At 57.1% G+C, this 21,545-nt stretch carries 19 protein-coding genes and 1 pseudogene; 9 read left to right on the top strand and 11 right to left on the bottom strand.

What is annotated here, in order from left to right; translation table 11 throughout:
* Window positions 1-3 precede the first annotated feature (3 nt).
* The 3 genes and pseudogenes from FZF01_RS13670 to FZF01_RS19790 all read right to left on the bottom strand — a co-directional run.
* Complete coding sequence (locus FZF01_RS13670; protein WP_150278762.1) at window positions 4-2,112, bottom strand: putative bifunctional diguanylate cyclase/phosphodiesterase; 2,109 nt, start codon at window positions 2,110-2,112, stop codon at window positions 4-6.
* Between the two features lie 134 nt (window positions 2,113-2,246).
* Entirely contained in the window at window positions 2,247-4,391 is a 2,145-nt protein-coding gene (locus tag FZF01_RS19615; RefSeq protein ID WP_223825529.1) for a molybdopterin oxidoreductase family protein, read from the bottom strand.
* Between the two features lie 1,218 nt (window positions 4,392-5,609).
* Window positions 5,610-5,963: pseudogene (locus FZF01_RS19790) on the bottom strand (4Fe-4S binding protein); the annotation flags it as partial.
* A 208-nt stretch (window positions 5,964-6,171) separates the two neighbouring features.
* Between FZF01_RS19790 and FZF01_RS13660 the strand changes: the two are divergent.
* From FZF01_RS13660 to FZF01_RS13650, 3 genes are all read left to right on the top strand, one after another.
* Complete coding sequence (locus FZF01_RS13660; RefSeq protein WP_150278760.1) at window positions 6,172-7,224, top strand: AraC family transcriptional regulator; 1,053 nt, start codon at window positions 6,172-6,174, stop codon at window positions 7,222-7,224.
* A gap of 160 nt (window positions 7,225-7,384) precedes the next feature.
* Complete coding sequence (locus tag FZF01_RS13655) at window positions 7,385-8,305, top strand: transglutaminase-like domain-containing protein (protein WP_150278759.1); 921 nt, start codon at window positions 7,385-7,387, stop codon at window positions 8,303-8,305.
* A gap of 122 nt (window positions 8,306-8,427) precedes the next feature.
* Window positions 8,428-9,471 carry a hypothetical protein gene (locus FZF01_RS13650; protein WP_188434469.1) on the top strand — a complete coding sequence of 348 codons (1,044 nt, stop codon included), beginning with the start codon at window positions 8,428-8,430 and terminating at the stop codon, window positions 9,469-9,471.
* Window positions 9,472-9,507: 36 nt separating this feature from the next.
* On the opposite strand, the gene FZF01_RS13645 is transcribed toward FZF01_RS13650, so the two are convergent.
* Together FZF01_RS13645 and FZF01_RS13640 are read right to left on the bottom strand one after the other, a co-directional pair.
* A complete protein-coding gene (locus FZF01_RS13645) occupies window positions 9,508-10,800 on the bottom strand; it encodes a PQQ-dependent sugar dehydrogenase (protein WP_150278758.1) in 1,293 nt (430 codons plus the stop codon).
* On the bottom strand, window positions 10,797-11,234 hold the full coding sequence (locus FZF01_RS13640; RefSeq protein ID WP_150278757.1) for a DUF2231 domain-containing protein: 438 nt from the start codon (window positions 11,232-11,234) through the stop codon (window positions 10,797-10,799). The genes FZF01_RS13645 and FZF01_RS13640 overlap by 4 nt, the downstream gene beginning before the upstream one ends.
* A gap of 271 nt (window positions 11,235-11,505) precedes the next feature.
* Between FZF01_RS13640 and FZF01_RS13635 the strand changes: the two genes are divergently transcribed.
* Together FZF01_RS13635 and ylqF are read left to right on the top strand one after the other, a co-directional pair.
* Window positions 11,506-12,033 (top strand): DUF421 domain-containing protein, encoded by a 528-nt coding sequence (locus tag FZF01_RS13635; protein WP_373286453.1) that lies wholly within the window; start codon window positions 11,506-11,508, stop codon window positions 12,031-12,033.
* Between the two features lie 79 nt (window positions 12,034-12,112).
* Window positions 12,113-13,123, top strand: coding sequence for a ribosome biogenesis GTPase YlqF (ylqF, locus tag FZF01_RS13630; protein WP_150278755.1), 1,011 nt, complete (start codon window positions 12,113-12,115; stop codon window positions 13,121-13,123).
* Between the two features lie 27 nt (window positions 13,124-13,150).
* Here the strand turns inward: ylqF and FZF01_RS13625 are convergent, their stop codons facing one another.
* The gene (locus FZF01_RS13625) at window positions 13,151-13,615 is read right to left on the bottom strand and encodes an EVE domain-containing protein (RefSeq protein WP_150278754.1); all 465 of its coding nucleotides are present in this window, start codon (window positions 13,613-13,615) and stop codon (window positions 13,151-13,153) included.
* Between the two features lie 88 nt (window positions 13,616-13,703).
* Here FZF01_RS13625 and FZF01_RS13620 point away from each other — a divergent pair, with 88 nt between their 5' ends.
* Both FZF01_RS13620 and FZF01_RS13615 read left to right on the top strand, forming a co-directional pair.
* On the top strand, window positions 13,704-14,630 hold the full coding sequence (locus FZF01_RS13620) for a DUF1853 family protein (protein WP_150278753.1): 927 nt from the start codon (window positions 13,704-13,706) through the stop codon (window positions 14,628-14,630).
* Window positions 14,631-14,655: 25 nt separating this feature from the next.
* Window positions 14,656-14,937: a DUF503 domain-containing protein gene (locus FZF01_RS13615; protein ID WP_150278752.1), complete on the top strand. Its 282-nt coding sequence runs from the start codon at window positions 14,656-14,658 to the stop codon at window positions 14,935-14,937.
* Window positions 14,938-14,949: 12 nt separating this feature from the next.
* Here FZF01_RS13615 and FZF01_RS13610 read toward each other — a convergent pair whose 3' ends face one another.
* Entirely contained in the window at window positions 14,950-15,819 is an 870-nt protein-coding gene (locus FZF01_RS13610; RefSeq protein ID WP_150278751.1) for an ion transporter, read from the bottom strand.
* 202 nt (window positions 15,820-16,021) lie between these two features.
* Between FZF01_RS13610 and FZF01_RS13605 the strand changes: the two genes are divergently transcribed.
* Complete coding sequence (locus tag FZF01_RS13605) at window positions 16,022-17,512, top strand: protein adenylyltransferase SelO (protein WP_150278750.1); 1,491 nt, start codon at window positions 16,022-16,024, stop codon at window positions 17,510-17,512.
* A 73-nt stretch (window positions 17,513-17,585) separates the two neighbouring features.
* On the opposite strand, the gene gabT is transcribed toward FZF01_RS13605, so the two are convergent.
* The 3 genes from gabT to FZF01_RS13590 all read right to left on the bottom strand — a co-directional run bounded on the left by gabT (window position 17,586) and on the right by FZF01_RS13590 (window position 20,289).
* Entirely contained in the window at window positions 17,586-18,863 is a 1,278-nt protein-coding gene (gabT, locus tag FZF01_RS13600) for a 4-aminobutyrate--2-oxoglutarate transaminase (RefSeq protein ID WP_150278749.1), read from the bottom strand.
* Between the two features lie 255 nt (window positions 18,864-19,118).
* Window positions 19,119-19,673, bottom strand: coding sequence for a pyridoxamine 5'-phosphate oxidase family protein (locus FZF01_RS13595; RefSeq protein WP_150278748.1), 555 nt, complete (start codon window positions 19,671-19,673; stop codon window positions 19,119-19,121).
* A gap of 25 nt (window positions 19,674-19,698) precedes the next feature.
* A complete protein-coding gene (locus FZF01_RS13590; RefSeq protein ID WP_150278747.1) occupies window positions 19,699-20,289 on the bottom strand; it encodes a M23 family metallopeptidase in 591 nt (196 codons plus the stop codon).
* 217 nt (window positions 20,290-20,506) lie between these two features.
* Here FZF01_RS13590 and FZF01_RS13585 point away from each other — a divergent pair, with 217 nt between their 5' ends.
* Window positions 20,507-20,797: a hypothetical protein gene (locus tag FZF01_RS13585; RefSeq protein WP_150278746.1), complete on the top strand. Its 291-nt coding sequence runs from the start codon at window positions 20,507-20,509 to the stop codon at window positions 20,795-20,797.
* 69 nt (window positions 20,798-20,866) lie between these two features.
* Here FZF01_RS13585 and FZF01_RS13580 read toward each other — a convergent pair whose 3' ends face one another.
* Window positions 20,867-21,520: a DsbA family oxidoreductase gene (locus tag FZF01_RS13580; RefSeq protein ID WP_150278745.1), complete on the bottom strand. Its 654-nt coding sequence runs from the start codon at window positions 21,518-21,520 to the stop codon at window positions 20,867-20,869.
* Window positions 21,521-21,545: the final 25 nt, after the last annotated feature.

Here is a 21,545-nt window from a genome sequence, read left to right as displayed (position 1 = left end):
GCCTCAGGTGACGTTCTGTTGGAGTACATTGCCTGGCCCGGGTGAAGGGCCGAGCAGGGTGCAGAAAGCCTCACTGGTCACCGCGCAGCTGAAATAGTAGCCCTGATAGATATGGCAGTCCTGTTGTTGCAGGAAGGCCAGCTGTTCGGCCGTTTCCACACCTTCAGCAATCAGTTCCATTTTCAGACTGCGGGCCATGGCAATAATGGCGCGAACAATTTCTGCATCGTTACTGTCGTGGGTGCAGTCGTTGATGAATGACTGATCAATTTTCAGAAGATCCACGGGCAGGCGTTTGAGATAGCTGAGCGACGAATAGCCGGTGCCAAAGTCGTCAATGGCAAAACGAATGCCTATATCGCGCAGTTCGTTCATTTTTTCCACGGTGTCGGTAATGTTGTGGATCATGATTCCTTCGGTGATTTCCAGCTTCAGGCATTGGGTCGGAATTTGCTGGGCCTCAATGGCGGCTGCAACACGGGCCACGAAGTCGGCCTGACGAAATTGCCGTGGGCTGATATTGATGCTGAGGCTGAAGCTGTCTGCAGTGATCAGGCCCTGCTTGAGCAGGTGAGCAATAAAGCCGCACGCCTGGAGAACGACACCGTGGCCGGCCTCCAGAATCATGCCACTTTCCTCCAGAACATGCATGAAGGTGGCGGGGCTGATCAAACCCTGTTCGGGGTGCTGCCACCTCAGGAGAGCCTCCGCGCCGATGATCTGTTGCGTGCGGGCGTCAACTTGCGGCTGGTAATGCAGCTCGAACTCCTGGGCGATCAAGGCGTTGCGCAGTTCGGTTTCCAGTTGCAGACGCTGACTCACCACCACCTGCATCTGCGGTTCGAAAAAAGCAATGTTGTTGCGACCACTTGCCTTGACCCCATAGAGCGCGGTGTCGGCATGCTTGAGCAGATCCTCCGGCGTGTTGCCATGTTCGGACGACAGCGCAATGCCAATGCTGCAACTCAACTGCAATCCGTGGCCCTCGATGCGCATGGGCGCAGAAACGGCCTCAAGTAAATCAGCCGCGCTTGCTCTGGCATGCTCGGCAATTTGCCCGTGGTCTCCTGAAAGCCCGGTGAGCAGGATGACGAATTCGTCGCCGCCCAGCCGCGCGACCGTGTCGGCTTTTCGCACCCCCTCTTGGAGACGTCTACTTACCTCCTGCAGCACGGCATCGCCACAGCCGTGGCCCAGGGAGTCGTTCACGCGCTTGAAGTGGTCCAGGTCAAAGAACAGGAGGGCGCAGCCGAGACCATGGCGTTCGCCAAGGGCCAGGTGCTGTTGTAATCGGTCCTGAAGGAGCATTCGATTGGGCAGATCGGTCAGCGCGTCGTGATAGGCCTGATGCTTGATTCGTGCTTCGATGTTTTTCTGTTCGGTTACATCCTTGAAGCAGGAAAGAGTGCAACGATCGTCACCAATCAGGATAAAGTTGCTCGATACTTCGCAATTCAGCACCCGGCCGTCTTTGGCAATGAAGTCGATGGGCTCGTTGCGCAGACAGCGCTCGCGCATCAGCTTGTCGATGATCGCAGCGCGTTTCTCCGGATAACGCCAGAGCCCGATATCCATTGCGGTTTTGCCGATGACATCCTGAGGTACATAACCGAAGACCTCTGTAAATCGATGGTTGATATCGGCTATTTGCGCGCTGCGCTTGGCAAAGAGTACATAGGGTTCGGGTGAGTCTATGAATAGCGCGGAGAACTTGGCTTCACTCTGTTTCAGAGTCAGTTCGGCGTTGCTGCGCTCGGACATGTCGTGGGCCATGGCCAGACGGCAGGCCTGACCATTGAGATCAATCTGTTCAACATAAACGAGGCAGGGTTTGGTTTGACCGTCCAGGCATTTGAATCGGGCTTCGCACTGCTGCACGCGGCCAGTTCGGGAAAAGCGCTCGATGAATTCGTCGCGCTGTTGAGCGTTGACCCATATCGGAAGTTCGGCGGAATGCCGGTTGACGATGTCTTCGGCATCCCAGCCAAACAGCCGCTCGAATGCCGGATTGATCACCAGAACGCGGCTGTCTTCAATACGGGTAAGCATGCAGGCAACAGGCAGCCGCTGGAGCAAAACGAAAAAGTTATCGTCTTGTTCGCGGCCGCTCATCAGGATGTCTGCCAGGGTGCGCTGGCCACCAAGCCATAGATATTCATTTTCTTTGCTCTTTTTATTATTTGTTCAAAGTAGCGCTTTGCCATGCCAGATACAAGATAGTGATGAATGCGCCGGGCGATGGCGTCTCAGGCCGCCACAACCGACACAGGTATCCCGTTGAGCACCGCGTTACCTGATAACACGTCAACCACCTGATCATCTGTTATGTCGTTGACGTTGATGCCCGGGTTGCTCTGGGCGACGCGCAGACTGACACCCTCGCGGTCGTGACCCCAGCCATGTGGCAGGCAGACTACCCCTGGCATGATGTCGTCACTGACCTGCACGCTGACCAGCAGCTCACCGGTGCGCGACATGATGCGTGCCTGTTTGCCATTGGCCAGACCCAGGCGTTCAGCGTCAGCGGGGTTGATCAGCAGGGCGCAGCGATCGTTGCCTTTGACCAGACGCTGACTGTTGTGCATCCAGGAATTGTTGGTACGCAGGTCACGCCGGCCGATAAGCATCAGCTCGCCGTTCTGGGCTCCACGCAACTCGGCCATGGCACGGCCCAGGTCCGCGACCAGTTCGGCCGGCGTCAGGTGCAGTTTCTTGTCAGGGGTAAACAGGTAGCCGGGGAAGGACTCGCGCATGGGTCCAAGATCCAGGCCATGTGGGTAACGCTTGAGTACCTCGACGCTCAAGGGCTCTTCACGCTTTACTGGCTGGCCACTGTTGTATTCACTGAAGCCCTGACCGTAGGGGCCGGTCTTCAGGCCATGATCGAGAATCTGCTCGGGGCTGGGCATTTTGCGTCCTGGTGCGCCATCGGGGTTTTTCAGCGCAGCAATACGCTCGGCCAGGCCCTGCACAATATCCCAGTCACAACGGGCGCCCGCGGCCGGCGCGAAGACCGGGTCGCTGAAGCGTGCCAGGTTACGCACGGCGAGCATGTTGAACACGATGTCGTACTGTTCGTGCTCCAGCGGTCCGGTAGGTGGCAGGATGATGTCGGCATGCCGTGAAGTTTCGTTCAGATAGAAGTCGATCGATACCATGAATTCGAGTTGTTCCAGCGCCTCATCCATCTGCCGTCCGTTGGGCGTGGACAATACCGGATTACCCGCCACGCAAACAAAGCCGCGTACCTGGCCTTCGCCGGGGGTGAGCATTTCCTCGGCCAGGGTAACTGCGGGAAAGTAGCTATCGAATTCCGGCAGGCCACGCGCCCGGCTTTGATAAGTATTGAAACTACCCATGGGTCGGCTTTGGGCCTTGTTGAAGGCCGGCGTGGTAAACATCATGCCGCCGGGGCTGTCGAGATTGCCGGTGAGGATGTTCAGTACCAGCATCAGCCAGTGGTTTAGCGCGCCATAGCTCTGGGTGGAAACACCCATGCGGCCGTAGCAGACGGCACATTCGGCGGCGGCAAAGTCTTCAGCTATGCGCTTGATCTCATCGACAGCAATACCACAACGGGTGCTGACCTGCTCAAGCGTTACACCCTCAAACAGTGGCGCAAGGGCATCCCAGTTATCAGCCAGTTCATGCAATCGGCCAGGCTTGGTCAGGTCCTTGTCGAGCACGTGACGGATCAGGCCGAGCAGGAAGAAAGCGTCAGTGCCGGGACGGATAAACAGGTGCTGGTCCACATAGCGCGCGGACTCTGTGCGACGTGGGTCGACGAGGATCACTTTGCCACCGCGCTCACGAATTCGCTCGAGGCGTTTGAGAATATCGCCGGCTGTCATCAGGCTGCCGTTGGAGGCTGCCGGGTTGGCACCGAGCATCAGCATGTATTGTGTGCGGTCAATATCTGGAATGGTAAATAGCTGGCTGTGGCCGAACATCAGATAGGACACCAACTGGTGCGGCATCTGATCCAGTGATGCTGCTGAGGAGATATTGCGAGTACCTATTGCCTTGCGCAAGGAGCCGGATGCCAGCATCAGACCCAGGTTGTGCGAAGAGGGGTTGCCCCAGTAGCCGGAAATGGCGTCATCGCCATGGCGTTGCTGAATATCCACCAGTTTGGCTGCGACCTTGTCCAGAGCGCTGTCCCAGTCTATGGGCAACCACTCGCCATTGACCTTTTCCAGCGGCGTACGCAGGCGGTCCGGGTCGGTATGCAAATCCTGCAAGGCATAGCCTTTCGGACAGATGTGCCCTTCGCTGTGAGGGTCATCCGGGTCGCCATTGATCGATAGAATCTGTTCGCCCCGGGTTTCGATGACGACGCCACACATGGCCTCGCACAGGGTGCATGCACGGTGATGGGTTTTGACCGGCATCCTGGCCTGTTCTGCCTCACGCTCCCGTGCCTCATGAATAACGCCCAGCATCTCCTCGATCTTGACTATCTTGCGGCGGGTTCTGCCCTCGATTCGGCCCCGTGCCTGTTCGTGCTGATCCAGCAGGCGCCAGTCAGCCATGCTGACGGTATTCACATCGCGCGCTTGCAGCAGGGTAGTGATTGCGGCATTAGCCAGCTCGGGCAGGCTGTTGCCCAAGTCGTCCAGCAGGCGCTGAACGCTTTCGGTTGCGCACTGACGGTTACTGCCGATCACGCCGCTGGCGCCCCGCTTGATCCAGCCCGCGACGTAATCGCGGCTCTCGATATGGCCGCTGACACGTCCCTGGTCGTGTTGCATAACTCCGCGGCCGGTATCAAAGGGCAATTCGTCGATTGCCGAACCCTGATAGCCGATGGCATGCACCACCAGTGTGGCGGGAATATCCAGTGTCTGTTCCGATGGCTGGGCCACCAGTTGCCCTGTTTCGTTGCGGACCAGCTCTGTGCGCTGGGCATGCACGGTGCTTACCTTCCCGTCGCTGGCGCTAAAGGAGGTAGGGCTGGTGTAGAACATGAACCGGATGCGTTTGCCCGGGCCACGGGGCCGGCCGGCGATTTCGCGAAGCAGGCCGAGGTTCAGGCGAGCCTCGGCATACTCAGGTTGTTCCAGCTGGTGCGCGGTAGCGTCGTCCAGTTCGAGGTCAGCGGGATCGACTAACAACTGCAGCCCATCTATGGCCATGAGCTGTTCCAGTTCTTTCGGCGTGAACGCCGCCTGCGCAGGTCCTCGGCGAGCTAACAGTTGTACTTCTTCAATGCCGCTGGCTGCCAGTGCCCGAAGGGCATCATCGGCTATGTCCGTCTTGGCTAGCTGATCATTTGGCAGCACCAGCAACCGGGCGATATCCAGCGCCACGTTGCCAATACCTATGATCACCGCGGTGGGTCCGGTCAGGGCTGGGGCCAGGGCGGCCTCATCTGGATGGCCGTTATACCAGCCGACAAAATTCGAAGAGCCAAAGATGTTGCCGCTATCGGCCCCCGGCAATGTCAACGGGCGGCTCTGGGAGCCGCCGGTAGCGTAGATGACGCCATGATAATACTGGCGCAGATCGGCGCTGGTCAGATCGCGACCGATCTGCACGTTGCCGAAAAAACGAAACTGTGGCGACTCGGCGATACGTTCAAACCCGGCCGTGACGGACTTGATGCGTGGGTGATCTGGGGCCACACCATAACGCACAAGACCAAAAGGCGTGGGCAGGCGTTCAAACATGTCTACCTGCGCGGCAGGCATCTGCTTCATCAGTGCCTCAGCGGCATAGAACCCGCTTGGGCCGGAACCGACAATGGCAAAGCGGCCGGGCAGGCGAGCCAGTGGGCTAGCCGCTTGTTGACCAGCCTGGATGCTCTCGCGAATCACCGGATGGGTCTTGGCCCCTTCGGCGTTCAGGGCAATGAAGGATTGTTGGTCCTCTGGCACCATACTCCGCGGGAAGATGGCCCCTTCGGGACAGGCGGAGACGCAGGCGTTACAGTCAATGCAAACATCCGGATCGATAAACAGCATCTCGGGGGCCTCACGAAAGGCTTCAACCGGGCACACATCGACGCAACTGGTGTGTTTGTTGCCGATACAGCTCTGAGTGACTACGTACGCCATGATCTTCTCCACGCATGGGACAACAAAACCCGCATGTTATGTCGGGATTTGCTGATTCGTATTGGCAACAAGTGCCTGATTGACATTTTGTGCCAGCGTCCCGATAGTGCCAATCATGAGCAAAACCGATTACATCCCCTCAGGTTTTATCGAGACGCTGCAAGTCTATGTGCGTGAGCGTGGGTTGCCTGCGCCTGTGCTTCTGGATGAGATGAGCCTGGAGCTTGAGTCACCAAGCGTTTCGGCGCTGCGATTCTGCGACCTGCTGGAGTCAGTCCGGCAGCTTGATCCGGTCAATGCCCTGGGGGTGCGCCTGGGTCTGGCGGTCAGGCCCAGTCAGTTTGGCGTGGTGGGTTATATGGTGTCTTCCTGCGGCACCCTTGGCCAGGCACTGGCGCGTTACCACCGCTATCAAGGACTTTTGCAGGCCGGGCTCTCCTCCCGCGCCTGGCTCAAGGACGGGGTGCTTTTCATGCGCTGGACGCAATCGGTGGCAAATACACCGCTGGCCAGCGAGTTCAGCCTCGCGGTATTTGTCAGCCTGTGTCAGGCATTGGTTGGCCGGCCGATTACCCCGTTGCGTGCCGGCTTGCCTTTTTCCAGACCTGAGGATGCTGCTGTCTATCCGGTGCTCCTTGGTTGCCCGGTGGACTTTGACTGCAACGCGATTGAGTTGGTGCTCCCGGCACATCTACTGGCGTTGCCGATTTTCAGTAAGGACCCCTATTTGCTGCGCCTGCTTGAGCAGCAGGCACAGGCCCTACTCAAACAGCAGCCGCTCATCGAGGGCGGGCAAACAGGGGCGTTCTTTACGCAGGTGCAGGAGCAGATAGTCGAGTCGATGAAAAACGGTGATGTCAGCGCTGAGGCTGTCGCCCGGATGCTTGGCTGCTCCCTGCGAACCTTTTACCGGCAGCTGAGTAGTGCGGGCTACAGCTACCGAGGCTTGCTGGCGCACACCCGCCATACTCTGGCGCGGCAATACCTGGCAGACCCCGCGTTGGCGCAGACCGATGTCGCCCTGTTGCTTGGCTATTCCGAGCAAAGTTCGTTTATTCGCGCCTTTCGCAGCTGGACCGGCATGACGCCTGGTGAATACCGTGGGAATCTGACGCAAGGGAAAAGGGATTTCACGTCAACTGATCCGGGGCGAAGAGCTATCCCATGATGACCAGACATTTTCCGCGCAAGAGTTTGAACATGGGGCCGGCGGTGCAGTCTTAACAGTGTTTCCTCTCCCTGAGGACGCTATCTCGGTCACGGATGGCAAAGTGCTGCACGGGGCTCAGCTCCGCCTATTGTCCTGTATCACCAGAGAATTCACCGTCATGGTTCGATTAAAGTTTTCCATAGAGCTGGCTTATACGGTGCTTGATGCATCCTGTGATTTTCTCTTCAACATCCATCCTGCCCTTACGGAAAGCCAGCGCGTCCTCGGTGAGACAGTGACCATCAATCAACCTGTTGAACAGCAACTGTTCGTACAGAAAGATGACGGCACGCGATGGATGAGAATACGAGCCAACAACGGAGCTTTGCTGGTTCGTTATGAGGGCCTGGTAGAAATTCATCACCGGGTAGCTCAGCCAGAGACCCTCAAGGAAATGGCTGTGGCCGATCTGCCGATGGATTTGTTCAGTTATATCTATCCAAGCAGGTACTGTCAGTCAGACCGCTTTCAGGCGCTGGCTAACCATGAGTTCGGCAATATGCCGCCGGGGTATCAGCGCGTGCTCGCCATTCGTGACTGGGTGTACCGGAGAACCAGGTTTACCTTAGGCTGCTCAGGTGGCAGCACTTCGGCCGTGGATACGCTGACTGATCACGTTGGTGTTTGCCGTGATTTTGCCCATTTGATGATTGCTACCTGCCGCGCCCTGAACATCCCTGCGCGCTTTGTCTCCGGGATTGACTATGGTGCTGACCCTGCAATGGGTCCTTCGGATTTCCATGCCTACGTTGAGGTGTTTCTGAGTGGCCGCTGGTACCTGTTCGACCCCAGTGGAGTCTCGCCCACAATGGGGTTGCTACGAATCGGCACTGGCAGGGACGCGGCCGATGTTTCCTTCGCTACTTTATTCGGAGCGGCGACTTCTGCGCCGCCCCTGATCGCCATCGAGGCTATCGATGACCCTCAGCATGGGCTCGAGTTGCCTGTGCATCAGGCAAATGCATTATCCACTGCTGGTGCACCAGCAACACTGTTTATCGCAACTGATGAGTCCGCAGCTGCCTCTGCTCAAGTTTAAGAAAGTATGGAGGCGGCAAGGCCAGCGGCAGTCAGAATGTGCAGTACAGGATCTTCAAGAGGCTGAATTTACCCGAACAGGTTATAGTCGGAAAAAGTATTGAAGCAAATGAAAGGGACTCCATGGGTAAAATACCTCTGCCGACAATGCTCCTGGTTCTGTTGCTACCTTACGCTGGCGGTCTGATTGCGGATGATTCCGACCTGCCTGATTGGACAATCGAGCGCATAAAACCAGTGCACGAGGGTATCTCGCGCTGGGTTGACTCCAGCTCGCGCAACCTTGACGGCTTTTTCGGTAGCGATGACGAGAGCCTTTCAGTCAGAAACAAGTCCTACCTGCGGATCGGCACCGATTTCGACTGGGAGGAATCCGAGGGTTTCAGTACCGATCCCAGTATCCGGTTCAAACTGGATATGCCGACCACCAAGGAGCGGCTGCGTCTGATCATCGAGAGTGAGCCGGAGGAGTCACGCGGCACCCTCAGTGAACAGGGCTCGGGACGTTTGCGCGATGACCAGACCAGCAGTGACAGTACCGTCATCGGTTTGAGCCGGCTCAGTAAAAAGGACAAGACCCGACATTGGGATACCCGGGTAGGCGCAGGGGTCAAATTCCGGCTACCCCTCGATCCCTATATGCGCCTGAGTAGCGAGCGCCTCTGGAATCTGGGGGAGGGGCCCTGGCAACTGGAGTCCTACAACAGACTTTCGTGGTTCAACAGTGATGGCTATTCAGCCCGCAGCCGCTGGGATATTGGCAAGCCGCTGGATGCCACACGGCATCTGCGTTTTCTGACCAATATTCAGTGGCAAGAAGACGAAGACACGCTGGAGTTTTCCGAGTCTGTGGAAATCAATCAGGTATTGAGTCGTCGCAGTGCAATGCGTTACGCGGCCGTTGTAGTGGGAAACAGTGCGTCCCGACCGCAAGTCAACGACTATTACCTGCTCACCCAATACCGTCGAAACTTGCACAAGGACATCCTGTTCGCTGACATCATCCCCGAACTGCATTTTCCCCGTGATGCCAGTTTTGACCCTCGCTGGGCGCTCAGCCTGCGGCTAGAGATGTACTTCAGCGGCAATGTCATAGATCGACAGCGGGAACAGCGGCTCAATGAAGAGCTGGAAAGTCGCGGTAGCTCGCCAGAGGCGCGGCGCTGACGGTTATACCTGTCAGCGCTTGTGGTTGAACTCCAGCTACCTCTCCTGTGTAACACGCCAGATGGTATTGGACAGGTCGTCCGCGATAATCAGCGCACCCTCGGGGTCCACAGTCACGCCTACGGGCCGCCCGCGGGCCTTGCCCTCGTCATCGATAAAGCCGGTCGCAAAGTCGACCGGATCGCCAGCAGGCTGACCATCGTTGAAGGGTATGAAGACCACCTTGTAGCCGGCGAGGTCTTTGCGGTTCCAGCTGCCATGCTGACCAACAAAGGCACCGTCTGCGAATGCCCCGCCTAGCTTGCCATCGGCAAAGTCCACGCCCAGTGGCGCCACATGGGAGCCCAGGGAGTAGTCTGGCGTGATGCTGGCGGCTACTTTATCCGGGTCCTGAGGTCGTACCCGGTGGTCGACATTCTGGCCCCAGTAGCTATAGGGCCAGCCATAGAAGCCGCCCTCACGGACTGAGGTCAGATAGTCCGGTGTCAGGTTCGGACCCAGTTCGTCACGTTCGTTGACCACAGCCCAGAGCGAACCTGTATCCGGATGCATGGCCAACGCGGTGGGGTTGCGCACCCCAGAGGCATAGGTTTTATGCGCCCCTGTATCAGTCTGGACCTGCCAGATCACTGCGCGATCCACTTCGGCCTCCATCCCGCGTTCGGTGATGTTGCTGTTGGAGCCAATGCCCACGTACAGATAGTCACCATCCTCGCTGGCGGTCATCGCCTTGGTCCAGTGATGGTTGATCGCCGAGGGGAGTTCAGTGAGGGTTTCTGGTGCGGCGCTGGCGCGGGTCTGGCCCTCCTCGTAGTCAAACCGGACCAGGGCGTCCTGGTTGGCAACGTATAGATCATCACCGATCAGAGCCAGGCCATAGGGTGCGTTCAGGTCTTCGGCGAAAATACCTTGCTGCTCGTAGGTACCGTCTCCATCGCTGTCTCGCAGCAGGGTCAGACGATTGCCACTTTTCACCGAAGTGTTGCCCTGCGCCTTGATGTAGCCGGCTATCACGTGCTTGGGCCTGAGCGCTGATGCATTACCGCCGCGGCCTTCTGCGACCAGGATGTCTCCATTGGGCAGCACCAGGGTTTGCCGGGGAATGAGCAGGTCGGTAGCAATGGCGCTTACGCTGTAACCCTCAGGAACGGTGGGGAGTTCATCACCCCAGCCTGTCGGCTTGGCGATGGTCATATTGGGAAGCAGGCCACGTGACGGCTCCGGTAGTGTCGGGTCGGGCCCATAGAGCACCATCGCGTCGTCATCTGCGCCACAGGCGGTGAGCAGGATGGAAAGGGTCAATACTGAAAGCAGGCCAGGGCGGGTCATAGGGCACCTCCGGTGCGGCGGGCGGAGAAGCGAACTGCGGTAGCTATGCTTGCAAGCAATGCGACGATAACCGACAGAATGAGCCCGGAAGGCATGGTGGCCCAGGCATCCCTGGCGTGCACCAGTGAGTTGATAAAGCCGAGCACCCAGGTGAGCAGCAAAAGCACGACATATAGCTTGCTACGGCCGCTGTGACCCTCCGCTCGAAAAAGCCCTGATATCCCGCACAGGAGAGCCAGAGCGGTAAAAACCAGCCCGCCAGCAACCAGCCAGGATGAGAAATTGACCCATTGGATTTGATAAGTCTGGAAGTAGGCGATGTCGCTTAGTAGCGCACCGAGAAACAAGGGTATGGTACCTGCCAATAGCACGGCATGCAGCGGACTAAGCGTCATTTGGGGCGTCTGGTGGCTTCGGTCGACAGTGGCTGTCATGGCGAATTCCTTGATTTTACTGGTGCAACGGGATGCACCTTCCAAGGTGTTGGAGAGGTCGAAAGCGCATAAAGTTCGCAAAAAAAGACATCGCCAAACAAGCCTGAGCAGCGTCAGTTGGACAACAGGTGTGGCTCGAAAGACAGCTCGGAACCAGGCAATTGGTGGAAAGCAAACCAGGAAAGGATAATTCCACCCCAGCCAGGGTCCAACCAGCATCAGGCTGGGCCGATCGGTTTTTTCAGCCGCTAACAGGGTGGGAGGACTAATGCTGGAAGATGTGTTTTTCGATGGCTGGGCCGGACTGGCGCGCACGCTGGTGGTGGGCGTGATGGCGTATGTTGTGTTGATCGTTTTCCTGCGTATTTCTGGTAAACGCACTCTGTCGAAGATGAACGCGTTCGACCTGATTGTGACCGTTGCTCTGGGCTCGACATTGGCTACCGTACTGCTCAGCAAGGACGTTGCCCTGGCCGAGGGCGCGCTGGCCTTTGCGGTGCTTATCGGTCTTCAGTTCATTGTCACCTGGTCCAGTGTGCGGGCGCGCTGGGTAAGGCGGTTGGTCACGGGTGAGCCACGACTCTTGTATTACCAGGGCAGATTGCTTCCGCAAGCGCTGCTTGGCGCTCGGGTAACAGTCGACGAAATCGAAGCAGCAGTGCGTTCTTCCGGTATGGCCAATCTGGCTCAGGCAGCATCCGTGATTCTGGAAACCGATGGATCCTTCAGTGTGATCAAGCGCCAGGATGGTCAGATCGCCACCGTCCCTGTGGGGGTCGCCGGGCCGCAGGATGAGTGAGCGGTTGCCACCGGAGTGTGCTTAACCGCCGACCAGTTAACGTACAATGGTGCTTCATGCACACTCAAGGCGCGGCACAATGGCAATTCAGTGGTATCCCGGACACATGCACAAGGCGCAAAAGGCCATAAAGGAGGTTCTGCCTCAGGTAGACCTGCTGATCGAAGTGCTGGATGCGCGCATTCCCTATTCCAGTGAGAACCCCTCCATTGCTCAACTCAGGGGCGACAAGCCCTGTATCAAGGTGCTGAGCAAGACCGACCTGGCTGACCCGGAGCTGACCGCCCAGTGGCAGGAATACCTGGAGCGCGAGCGGGGGGTAAAAACCTTTGCCACCACTACCGAACAGCCCGGCAGGATCAGGCTGCTGGTGGATTTGTGCCGCAAGATGCTGCCCGAAAAAGATGCCGGGGCAAAAAACATCAATGCCATGATTGTCGGCATTCCCAACGTTGGGAAGTCGACCATCATCAACACGCTGGCTGGCCGCATGGTTGCCAAGACCGGTGACGAGCCGGCGGTAACCAAGGATCAGCAGCGAATCAACCTGGGCAGCGGCGTCACTCTGCTGGATACACCGGGTATCCTCTGGCCAAAAATCGAGAACCCTGACAGCAGTTATCGCCTGGCCGCCACAGGTGCCATCAAGAATACAGCGATGGAATACGATGACGTCAGCTTTTTCCTGGCCGAGTATCTGATAAAGGCTTACCCGGAATTGATCACCGCGCATTTCCAGCTGGAACGGCTGCCTACCAGCGAACTGGATTTTCTGGAAATGGCCGGCGCCCGGCGCGGTGCACTGCAAACCGGGGGCAGGATCAATCTGCACAAGATCTGCGAGGTGCTGATCAACGAGCTTAGGTCCGGCAAGTTGGGCCGTATAACGCTTGAGACACCCGCGATGGTAGAGCGGGAAAAGCAGGCCATAGCCGAGGCGAAGGCCAAAAAGGAAGCCGAGAACGCCGAGCGCAAGAAACGCTTCAAGGAAGGTTCACGTAATTCCGATCGGGCCGATCGCAAGGAGCAGAAAAATTTGCCCAAGCCGCCTCGTCAGCGTGGCGTCGGCAAGCCTGGCAAGAAGAAATAGCCGTTTGTGCCAGCTGAGGCGTCTTCCTCAGTTACGTTTTTCCTGCTGCAGAATGATTTGCCAGTGCTCGTCACTTACCGGCATCACTGACAGGCGGCTGCCACGCCTGACCAGGGGCAAGTCATCGAGACCGGCAATGCCTTTAAGCTCATCCAGCGTTATCAAGCGCTCCAGTTTGCGTTGAAATAGCATATCTACGGCCTTCCAGCGGGGTTTTTCCCGGGTGCTTTTGCCATCGTAATAGGGCGACTCAGGATCGAACTGTGCTGGATCGGGGTAAGCGGCGCGGGCAACCTTAACCACACCCGCCACGCCGATGTGCTTGCAGCTGGAGTGATAGATGAACACGTCATCGCCCTCGGCCATTTCTGTCAGAAAGTTGCGTGCCTGATAATTGCGCACGCCGTCCCATGTAATGGGGTTCTTCGGGTCTCGGGCGAAATCGTCGATACCGCATTCATCAGGTTCGGTTTTGACGAGCCATCTGGCCATGGGTCAGGTCCCGGTTGCGAGTAATGCGTCAGTTTACGTGAGCGTTCACCTATGGGGTATCTCGCCGTTTTTCAGGTACGCTGAGAACATGAAATCCGACAGCTACTCCCCCATTGATCCAACAGGCTTTCGTATTCCGGCGATACGCCATCTTGCCTGGATGTGCGGCGCAGCGCAGCTTACCGATAGCCCTCTGGCGTTTGATCTGCGCGCGCAGTTGCCGGCCGGCACGATGCAAAAGCTGTTGAGCTGGGAGGCCATGCCGGACACAGCGCCTGCGATGCTGACCCAGCCAGCCCAACCCCGCCTGGGCTACTATTTCGAGCGGCTCTACGCGTGCCTGTTAACGGACGTTCTGGGTTGGGAGGTGATGGCCCGTAACTTGCCGATCCGCAATCAGGAGAGAACCCTGGGGGAGCTAGATTTTGTGGTTCGCAACCCGGCTACAGGCGCTATCGAGCATCACGAGATTGCGATCAAGTTCTATCTTGGCTACATACCGGATCTGGAGCTGAATATGGACCAGGTGCGCTGGTATGGACCCAATGCGGTTGACCGTCTGGATCTGAAAACCGCACGCATGCTGGATCATCAGAGTCAGCGCTCACTGTTACCCGAGAGTGTTATGGCGTTAGCCGAACTTGGTATAGAGCCGCCCGTGAGGTCGCGGGTGTTCATGCCGGGTTATCTTTTCTATCCACTCGCTACCGACTGTGCCAAGGCCGTTTCTCCGCCTTGCCATGTGCCGAGCGATCATCAGCGCGGTACATGGATGTATCTGGATGCCGTAAGCAGCAAAGACATTTCGCGCTGGGTCCAGCTGCGAAAACCCCATTGGCTTGGTCCGTGGCTACAGAGTGATGAGCCTGACCCGGCAGAGGCGCAGGCCGCTCTTGAGCAAATCGCCCTGACTCAGACACCGCGGTTGTTCGCCCGAATGTATTGGGACGAAACGGCAAGGCTCTGGCAGGAAGCCGAGCGCTGCTTTGTTGTGCCCGCACGATGGCCAGATTGAGAGACATTTTTTAACGGGAGTTGGCATGAATATAGGGGTTCTGAGAATCGGGTTTTCCTTGCCGGGCTGCAGCTCGCTCAAGGAAAAACGTCAACGCATGGGCGGCCTGCACGAACGCTTTGGCCGAACCCCATCAATCGCAGTTTGCGAGAGCGGCGACCTTGATCGTCTCGAGGCTAGTGAGTGGTCCTTTGTGGTGGCCGCGACCTCCGCACAGAAGGTGGAGTCGATCTGCAGTGAAATAGAGGAAAAGCTGCAGCGCACAGTCGATGGCCGGATCATGGATGTCGAGCGGGAGATTCTCTAGCGCTGGCAGGGATCAGCTATCAGCCTGCTCCACGGCGTTGGGATCCAGGGATTCCTCATCGAGCCAGGTACCGCAGAATTTACAGTAGCGGGCATTTTTTTCATGCTGGTGCTTTCCACATCCAGGGCAGGCTTCGTCCGAGTAGCGCTCGTCGCGCAGAGTATTTATCACTTCGACCGAGAATACGCCAACTGGTAAAGCAATGATGGAGTAACCGGTCAGCATGATCATGATGGATATGAATTGGCCTAGCGGAGTCACCGGCGCGATGTCCCCGTAGCCCACCGTGGTCAAGGTCACAATGCCCCAGTAAATCGCTTTGGGTATGCTGGTGAAGCCGGCCTCCGCAGGCTCGATCAGAAACAGCAGGGAGGAGAAGATAGTGACCAGCATCATCACGGCAAACAGGAACAGGATAATCTGACCACGGCTGCGCTTGAGTGCATCGACCAGCAGTTTGCCTTCACCTACCAGCGTCATCATTTCCAGTACCCGGAACAGGCGCAGTGTGCGGAGTAAGCGAATTACGACCAGGGTCTGCGCGCCGGGAATGAAGAGTGCGAGCCAGGTGGGCAGTACCGCCAGTACATCAATTACCCCGTAGAAGCTCTTCAGGTACAGCCGGGGCTTTTCCAGACAATAGACGCGAAGTCCGATTTCGAGTGTGAACAAAACAGTGACAACCCATTCTGCATAGTAGAAAAACACACCGAATCGCTGATGGTAGCTCTCCACGCTATCTAGCAGTACCACGCCGACGCTCATCAGAATCAGCACGGCCAGTGCGATATCAAAACCCTTGCCCAGGGGCGTGTCGGATTCGAAGATGATCTGGAAAAGACCGGTTTTTACTCCAGCGCCGGCGGGTCTGAATGCGTGCATATGGATGGATATCTCCGGCTGTCAGGGGTGGGGTAAGTAAAGTCGCTGCCCAGAGCATAGGAAGTTCACGGGGATTTTGCGACTCGACTGAGAGCAGATGAACCCTTGCCATCAGGGTCAGTCACAAACAGCAGTAGCCGGACTTATTCCCGGTATCGACATTCACGTATCCTGTCAGTTCATTTTGTCAGCGGAGCAGCCAATGAGTCAGCTCGATAGCCCCAGGTTCGATAACAGCTACACGGCTTTGCCGGAGCGCTTCTACGCCAGGCAGAAACCGACGCCGGTACGAGCGCCAGAGCTTATCCGTATCAATCGCGCCCTGGCGGCGGAACTGGGCATTTCCGCAGACTGGCTCACCTCGCCAGAGGGGTTGCAGGTGTTGGCAGGCAACAAAATTGCACCCGGTTCCGTGCCGATCGCCACTGCTTATGCAGGCCATCAGTTTGGCAACTGGAACCCGCGCCTGGGGGATGGGCGCGCAGTGCTTCTGGGGGAAGTGATGGCTGTCGATGGGCAGCGTTATGATATGCAGCTCAAAGGGGCGGGACGCACACCCTTTGCGCGTGGGGGCGATGGACGTGCACCCCTGGGACCGGTACTGCGCGAATATGTCGTGAGCGAGGCGATGGCTGCGCTGGGTGTGCCTACTTCACGCAGTCTCGCTGCCGTGACGACTGGCGAGCAGGTCATGCGTGACCATCCTCAGCCCGGGGGCGTTCTCACACGCATATGCAGCAGTCACATTCGCATAGGGACCTTTCAGTATTTTGCCGGTATGGACGATATCGAGGCCGTACAGATTCTGGCCGATCACGTTATCACGCGGCATTACCCTGAGGCTGCAGAGGCAGAGCGCCCCTACGTGGCTTTATTGCAGGCCGTGATTGCCAGTCAGGCAACGCTCATTGCCCATTGGCAGCAGCTGGGATTCATTCATGGGGTGATGAATACCGACAATATGCTGGTTTCCGGCGAAACCATCGATTACGGCCCCTGCGCTTTCATGGACGCGTACCACCCCGAAACGGTCTTCAGTTCGATCGACCGGGGTGGACGCTATGCCTACGTGAATCAGCCGGGAATAGGACAGTGGAATCTTGCATGGTTGGCCCGGGCACTGCTACCGCTGCTCGACAAGGATGAAGAGATTGCCGTGCAGGCTGCGCAGCAGGCCATCGATGACTATGTAAGCCTTTACCAGAGGGCCTACCACGATCTGATGGCACGCAAGCTGGGGCTGGCTTCGAGCGACGAAGGCAGCATCGCATTGGTTGAAGAGCTGCTTGAACTAATGAAAGCTGCCGGTACTGATTACACACTGACTTTCCGTCGATTATCCGAATTGGTCGGTCCCCAGGGAGGGGGCGAGGGTGACAGCGTGGCTGATATTTTCCAGTTGCCGGAGTCGTTTGCGCCATGGCAAGAAAAATGGCGGCTGGCGCTTGAGCAGCAGCCGCTATCTTCCACAGAACGCCAGCAGCAGATGCTGGCGCTGAATCCCGCTTACATCGCGCGGAATCATCTGGTTGAGGAGGTTATTCGTGCGGCCGAGGATGAGGGCGATTTACAACCGTTCCATGATCTGATCGATCGACTGGCCAGTCCCTTTGAATATCGCAGCCAGGATGCCCGCTACGCCTTGCCACCCACGCCGGAGCAAAGGGTGTATGCGACGTTCTGCGGTACCTGAGTTTTGGCGATGGCAAAGCATTGGGCAAAAAAAACCGCGGCAATCGCCGCGGTTTCTCAGGTTTTGCCTTACATCAGGCGGGGAGTTCGCCGAGAATCTTCTCGATAATATCCAGGCCTTCCTCCAGCACTTCATCCTCGATAGTGACAGGCATCAGGAAGCGGATCGAGTTCGCATGCATGCCGCACGCAAGCAGTATCAGTCCATTTTCCTTGGCCTTGGCAGTGATTGCTGCGGCCAGATCTGCACGGGGTGTGCGACTGGTCTTGTCCGCTACCAATTCGAACGCGGCCATTGCGCCGAGGTTGCGCGAGTTGTCGACGAACTCGAACTCTGCCTGCCATTTGGCAAATCGTTTGGCCAGCTTTTCGCCAAGCTTGTTGGCTCTGCCTAGAATGTCCTCGCTTTCGAAAATGTCCATGACGGCCATCACCGCTGCGCAGGAAACGGGACTACCGGTGTAGGTGCCGCCCAGCGAGTTGGGTCCGGAGCTGTCCATGATTTTGTCGGTACCCACCACTGCCGAGATTGGCATGCCGTCGGCCATACTTTTGGCCATGGTGATCATGTCCGGCTCGACACCACTGTGTTCGATTGCGAACATCTTGCCAGTCCGCCCGAAACCGCTTTGCACTTCGTCGACAACCATCAGGATGCCATGCTCATCGCAGATCTCGCGAATAGCCTTGAGGAAGGTGGGGGAGGCCGCATAAAAGCCACCTTCACCCAGTACCGGCTCAATGAAAATCGCGGCGGTGCTTTCCGGGGCACTATCCGTGCGTAGCGTCATACGCAGGCCACGCAGCGCTTCCTCCTCACTCACGCCATGATAGGCGACCGGGTAGGGGGCCCGGAACACGGTGCCCGGCATGGGGCCGAAGTCGTCCTGGTAGGGTTTGACCTTGCCGTTCATCGCCATGGTCATGAAGGTACGGCCATGATAGCCGCCGTCAAAGCAGATGATGTTGGTGCGTCCCGTAGCAGCGCGGGCGATTTTGACCGCATTTTCCAGGGCTTCGGCCCCGGAGTTGGCCAGCATCACCTTACCGTGGCCACGAACCGGGCTGATCTCGCTAAGCTTCTGGGCAACCTTGACGTAGCCCTCGTAGGGCATGACCGTCTGGCAGGTATGCATCAGCAAATCCAGTTGCGCTTTTACCGCGGCAACGACCTTGGGGTGGCGGTGACCTACGTTCAAAACGCCAATGCCTCCGGCAAAATCGATCATGCGCTTGCCGTCAGCATCCCATATCTCAGCATTGGTCGCGTGGGCGGCGAACTGTTTGTTCGGGCTGGCAGCGCCTGCTGCCACGTAACGTTCTTTGAGCGCTTGCAATTCGGCATTGTTCACTGTGTCGTCTCCATCGTTTGAAATCGTTTCAGCGGGACGAGGTGGGCCCTCGAATAACTGCTTAAGGCAACTCTGCTCGGGGGTAAACCCTGGCCTCGTTCCTGTTGTGAAAAGCCCTCGGCGGCGAAAGTTCAGCCTGCCGGGGCAGCTTGATGCTGGCTTTAATGCGGCTACATCGCATTATGAAGCTCTTGATTCATTGCCCATGATGGACGAACTGGCGCCAATGAACAAAAGTTCAGCAGGCCTGAATGCTTACAAATTGCTTTGACCGGGTAGAATTCCGGTGATCTTGCCGTCCAGACTGAGCTGGTTTTTTTCACGCCAGTACTGCTCAACCCCATGCTCGCCGCGCTTCTCCGCCCACCTGGTCAGGGTGGCGCGCTCACCCTGGAAATCATAATGGGGTACCGCATAGCCACAGGACGTTGTTATCAACGAAATACGCAGCCGGAACACCTGGCGGGCACCGGGGTGGGGTGGAAACAGCTCCGACAGAGATTTCCATGCCTGGTTTCGCGGATGTACGACCTCTGCCTCGCCATACAGGCGCAGTATCAAGGGCTGTTTGTCAAAGGAGCAGAACATGATGGTCATACGGCCGTTTTCGAGTACGTGGGCGGCGGACTCGTTGCCGCTCCCGGTCAGGTTCAGCCAGGCAACCTCAGAAGGATTGACGATTCGCAGACTGTCCAGCCCTTTTGGTGAGACGTTGACCAGTCCTTCAGCGCCGGCTGTACCCACAAAAAAAAGGTGCTGGGCGCGAATGAAATCCATCAGTTTATTGTTCAGCTCCTTGAATTGTTCCATGTGCTGCTCCTTGTCTGCGTGACTGCTAGGGTACTGACCCGAGGGGTTTGAACAGGGGATAGGGATTGACCGGCGTGCCTTTCCACCACTGTTTTTCTGGACCCAATTCAAAAATGGCGAAATGCAGGTGAGGGGCATCGGGATCAGCGTTCCCGGTGGCGCCGACATAACCGATCAGATCTCCGCGATGTACGTACTGCCCCTCACTCAGATTGGCTGCATACCGGTCCAGATGCGCGTAATAGTATGCCAGCTCTTCGGCTACATCGAACTGGTAGATGGTCAGGCCGCCCGGTACGCTGTCAAACAGCTTGATGATTTTGCCGTCACCAACAGCAACTACGGGTGTGCCCGTGGAGCCCATTATGTCAATGGCTTCATGGGGCTGATCTCCGCCACGCTGATCCAGATAACTGTCTCGCAAGTCCTCAAAGGCGACGCCGGGAACCGGTATCTGGAGTGAGGCCGGCTTCAGTTTCTGTTGCGACACTCTGGTCGTATACAGCGCCGGCAGGTCTGAGGTGGTCTCTGTGACTGGCGAGTCTTGCGCAATAAAAACAAACAGGCCCAGAACAGCGATCGCGGCTGGCAAAGTGTAAGTGAATATTCTGTGCATAAGGTCGCGAAACTCCTGTAGGCGCCATGGCAGACGGTGTGAGAACAGATACTGCTGGTCAGTAAAAAGAGGCGGTCCGTCCGGATTGCTGGCGCAGGAATTGATCAAGCTGCAGTCCAAGTGTAGCCTTCAACAGGATGCTGTCAGTTACCTACAAGCTTAAGATATTTGATTTTCGCAGGATGCGGCCAGAGTTAATCCACAGAGAGCAATGCAGATGCGTAATCAACCTTTGGCGGTTGCTGGGCCTTTTAATGCACAAGCCAGAGTAGCTGGTACAGATCCCTTGCACGTCAGCGAAGCGCTGGTAACTGGGCTCGTTGAAGGAATTGAAGTCGTCGAGCTGCCAGACCGTAAACAGCGGAAACTGAATGAGCTGCGCTGTCACATTGACCATTTGCTCGATGAGGGCTGGGTGATCGCCAAGCGCAATCCGCTGACCCTTCAGCGAAACACGCGCGTGTGTTATGTGCTGCATGGAATGCTGATCAGTGACTCTCTGAACTGACTCTCTGCGCTTCTCTTCACCGTACTTTTTTCATGCTCACTGAACTTGTAATTCCTCCCGATTCCTTTCTCAGGTATCGGGCCCCCGAGTTGCGATTTCACGAAAGGCGTTGACCAGTGTTTCGGGTTCCTGAGCTCCGGAAATCAGGTGCCGGTTGTTGATAATGAATGCAGGTACGGCTGACACGCCAGATTGTTGGTACAAGGCTTCGTCTGCTCTTACGGGCTCGGCAAAGGCATCTGATGCGAGTATTTCTCTGGCCTTGGAACCGTCCAGACCTATTGATTCTGCGCAGTCAATCAACACCTGAATGTCAGAAATATCTGCAGCATGACCAAAGTACGCATCAAACAACGCCATTTTCATATCCGTCTGGCGATTCTGCTCCCCTGCCCATTTCACTAAACGGTGGGCATCGAAGGTGTTGCAGGTAAAGCGCTCCTGCATCTTGCTGAAGTTCAGACCCAGGCCCTCGGCTATACCCATCATATTGCGTTGTGCGGCTTCCATTTCCTCTACGCTGCGACCGTACTTGCGGCTTAGGGCCTGCAGGATTGGCTCGCCGTCGGATGCCTTGTCCGGGTTGAGCTCGAAGGCGTGCCACTCCACCTGAAACGTCAGTTCACCCGCGAGGCTGGACATTGCCTGTTCCAACCGCGCATAACCTATCGCGCACCAGGGACAAGCAATGTCGGATACGATGTCTATCTGCAGGGTTTTCATCAGTTACTCCTGGTCTGTCGAAGGC

Source organism: Halopseudomonas salina, from assembly GCF_008641105.1.
This window is presented reverse-complemented; position numbering and strand designations above follow the sequence as displayed.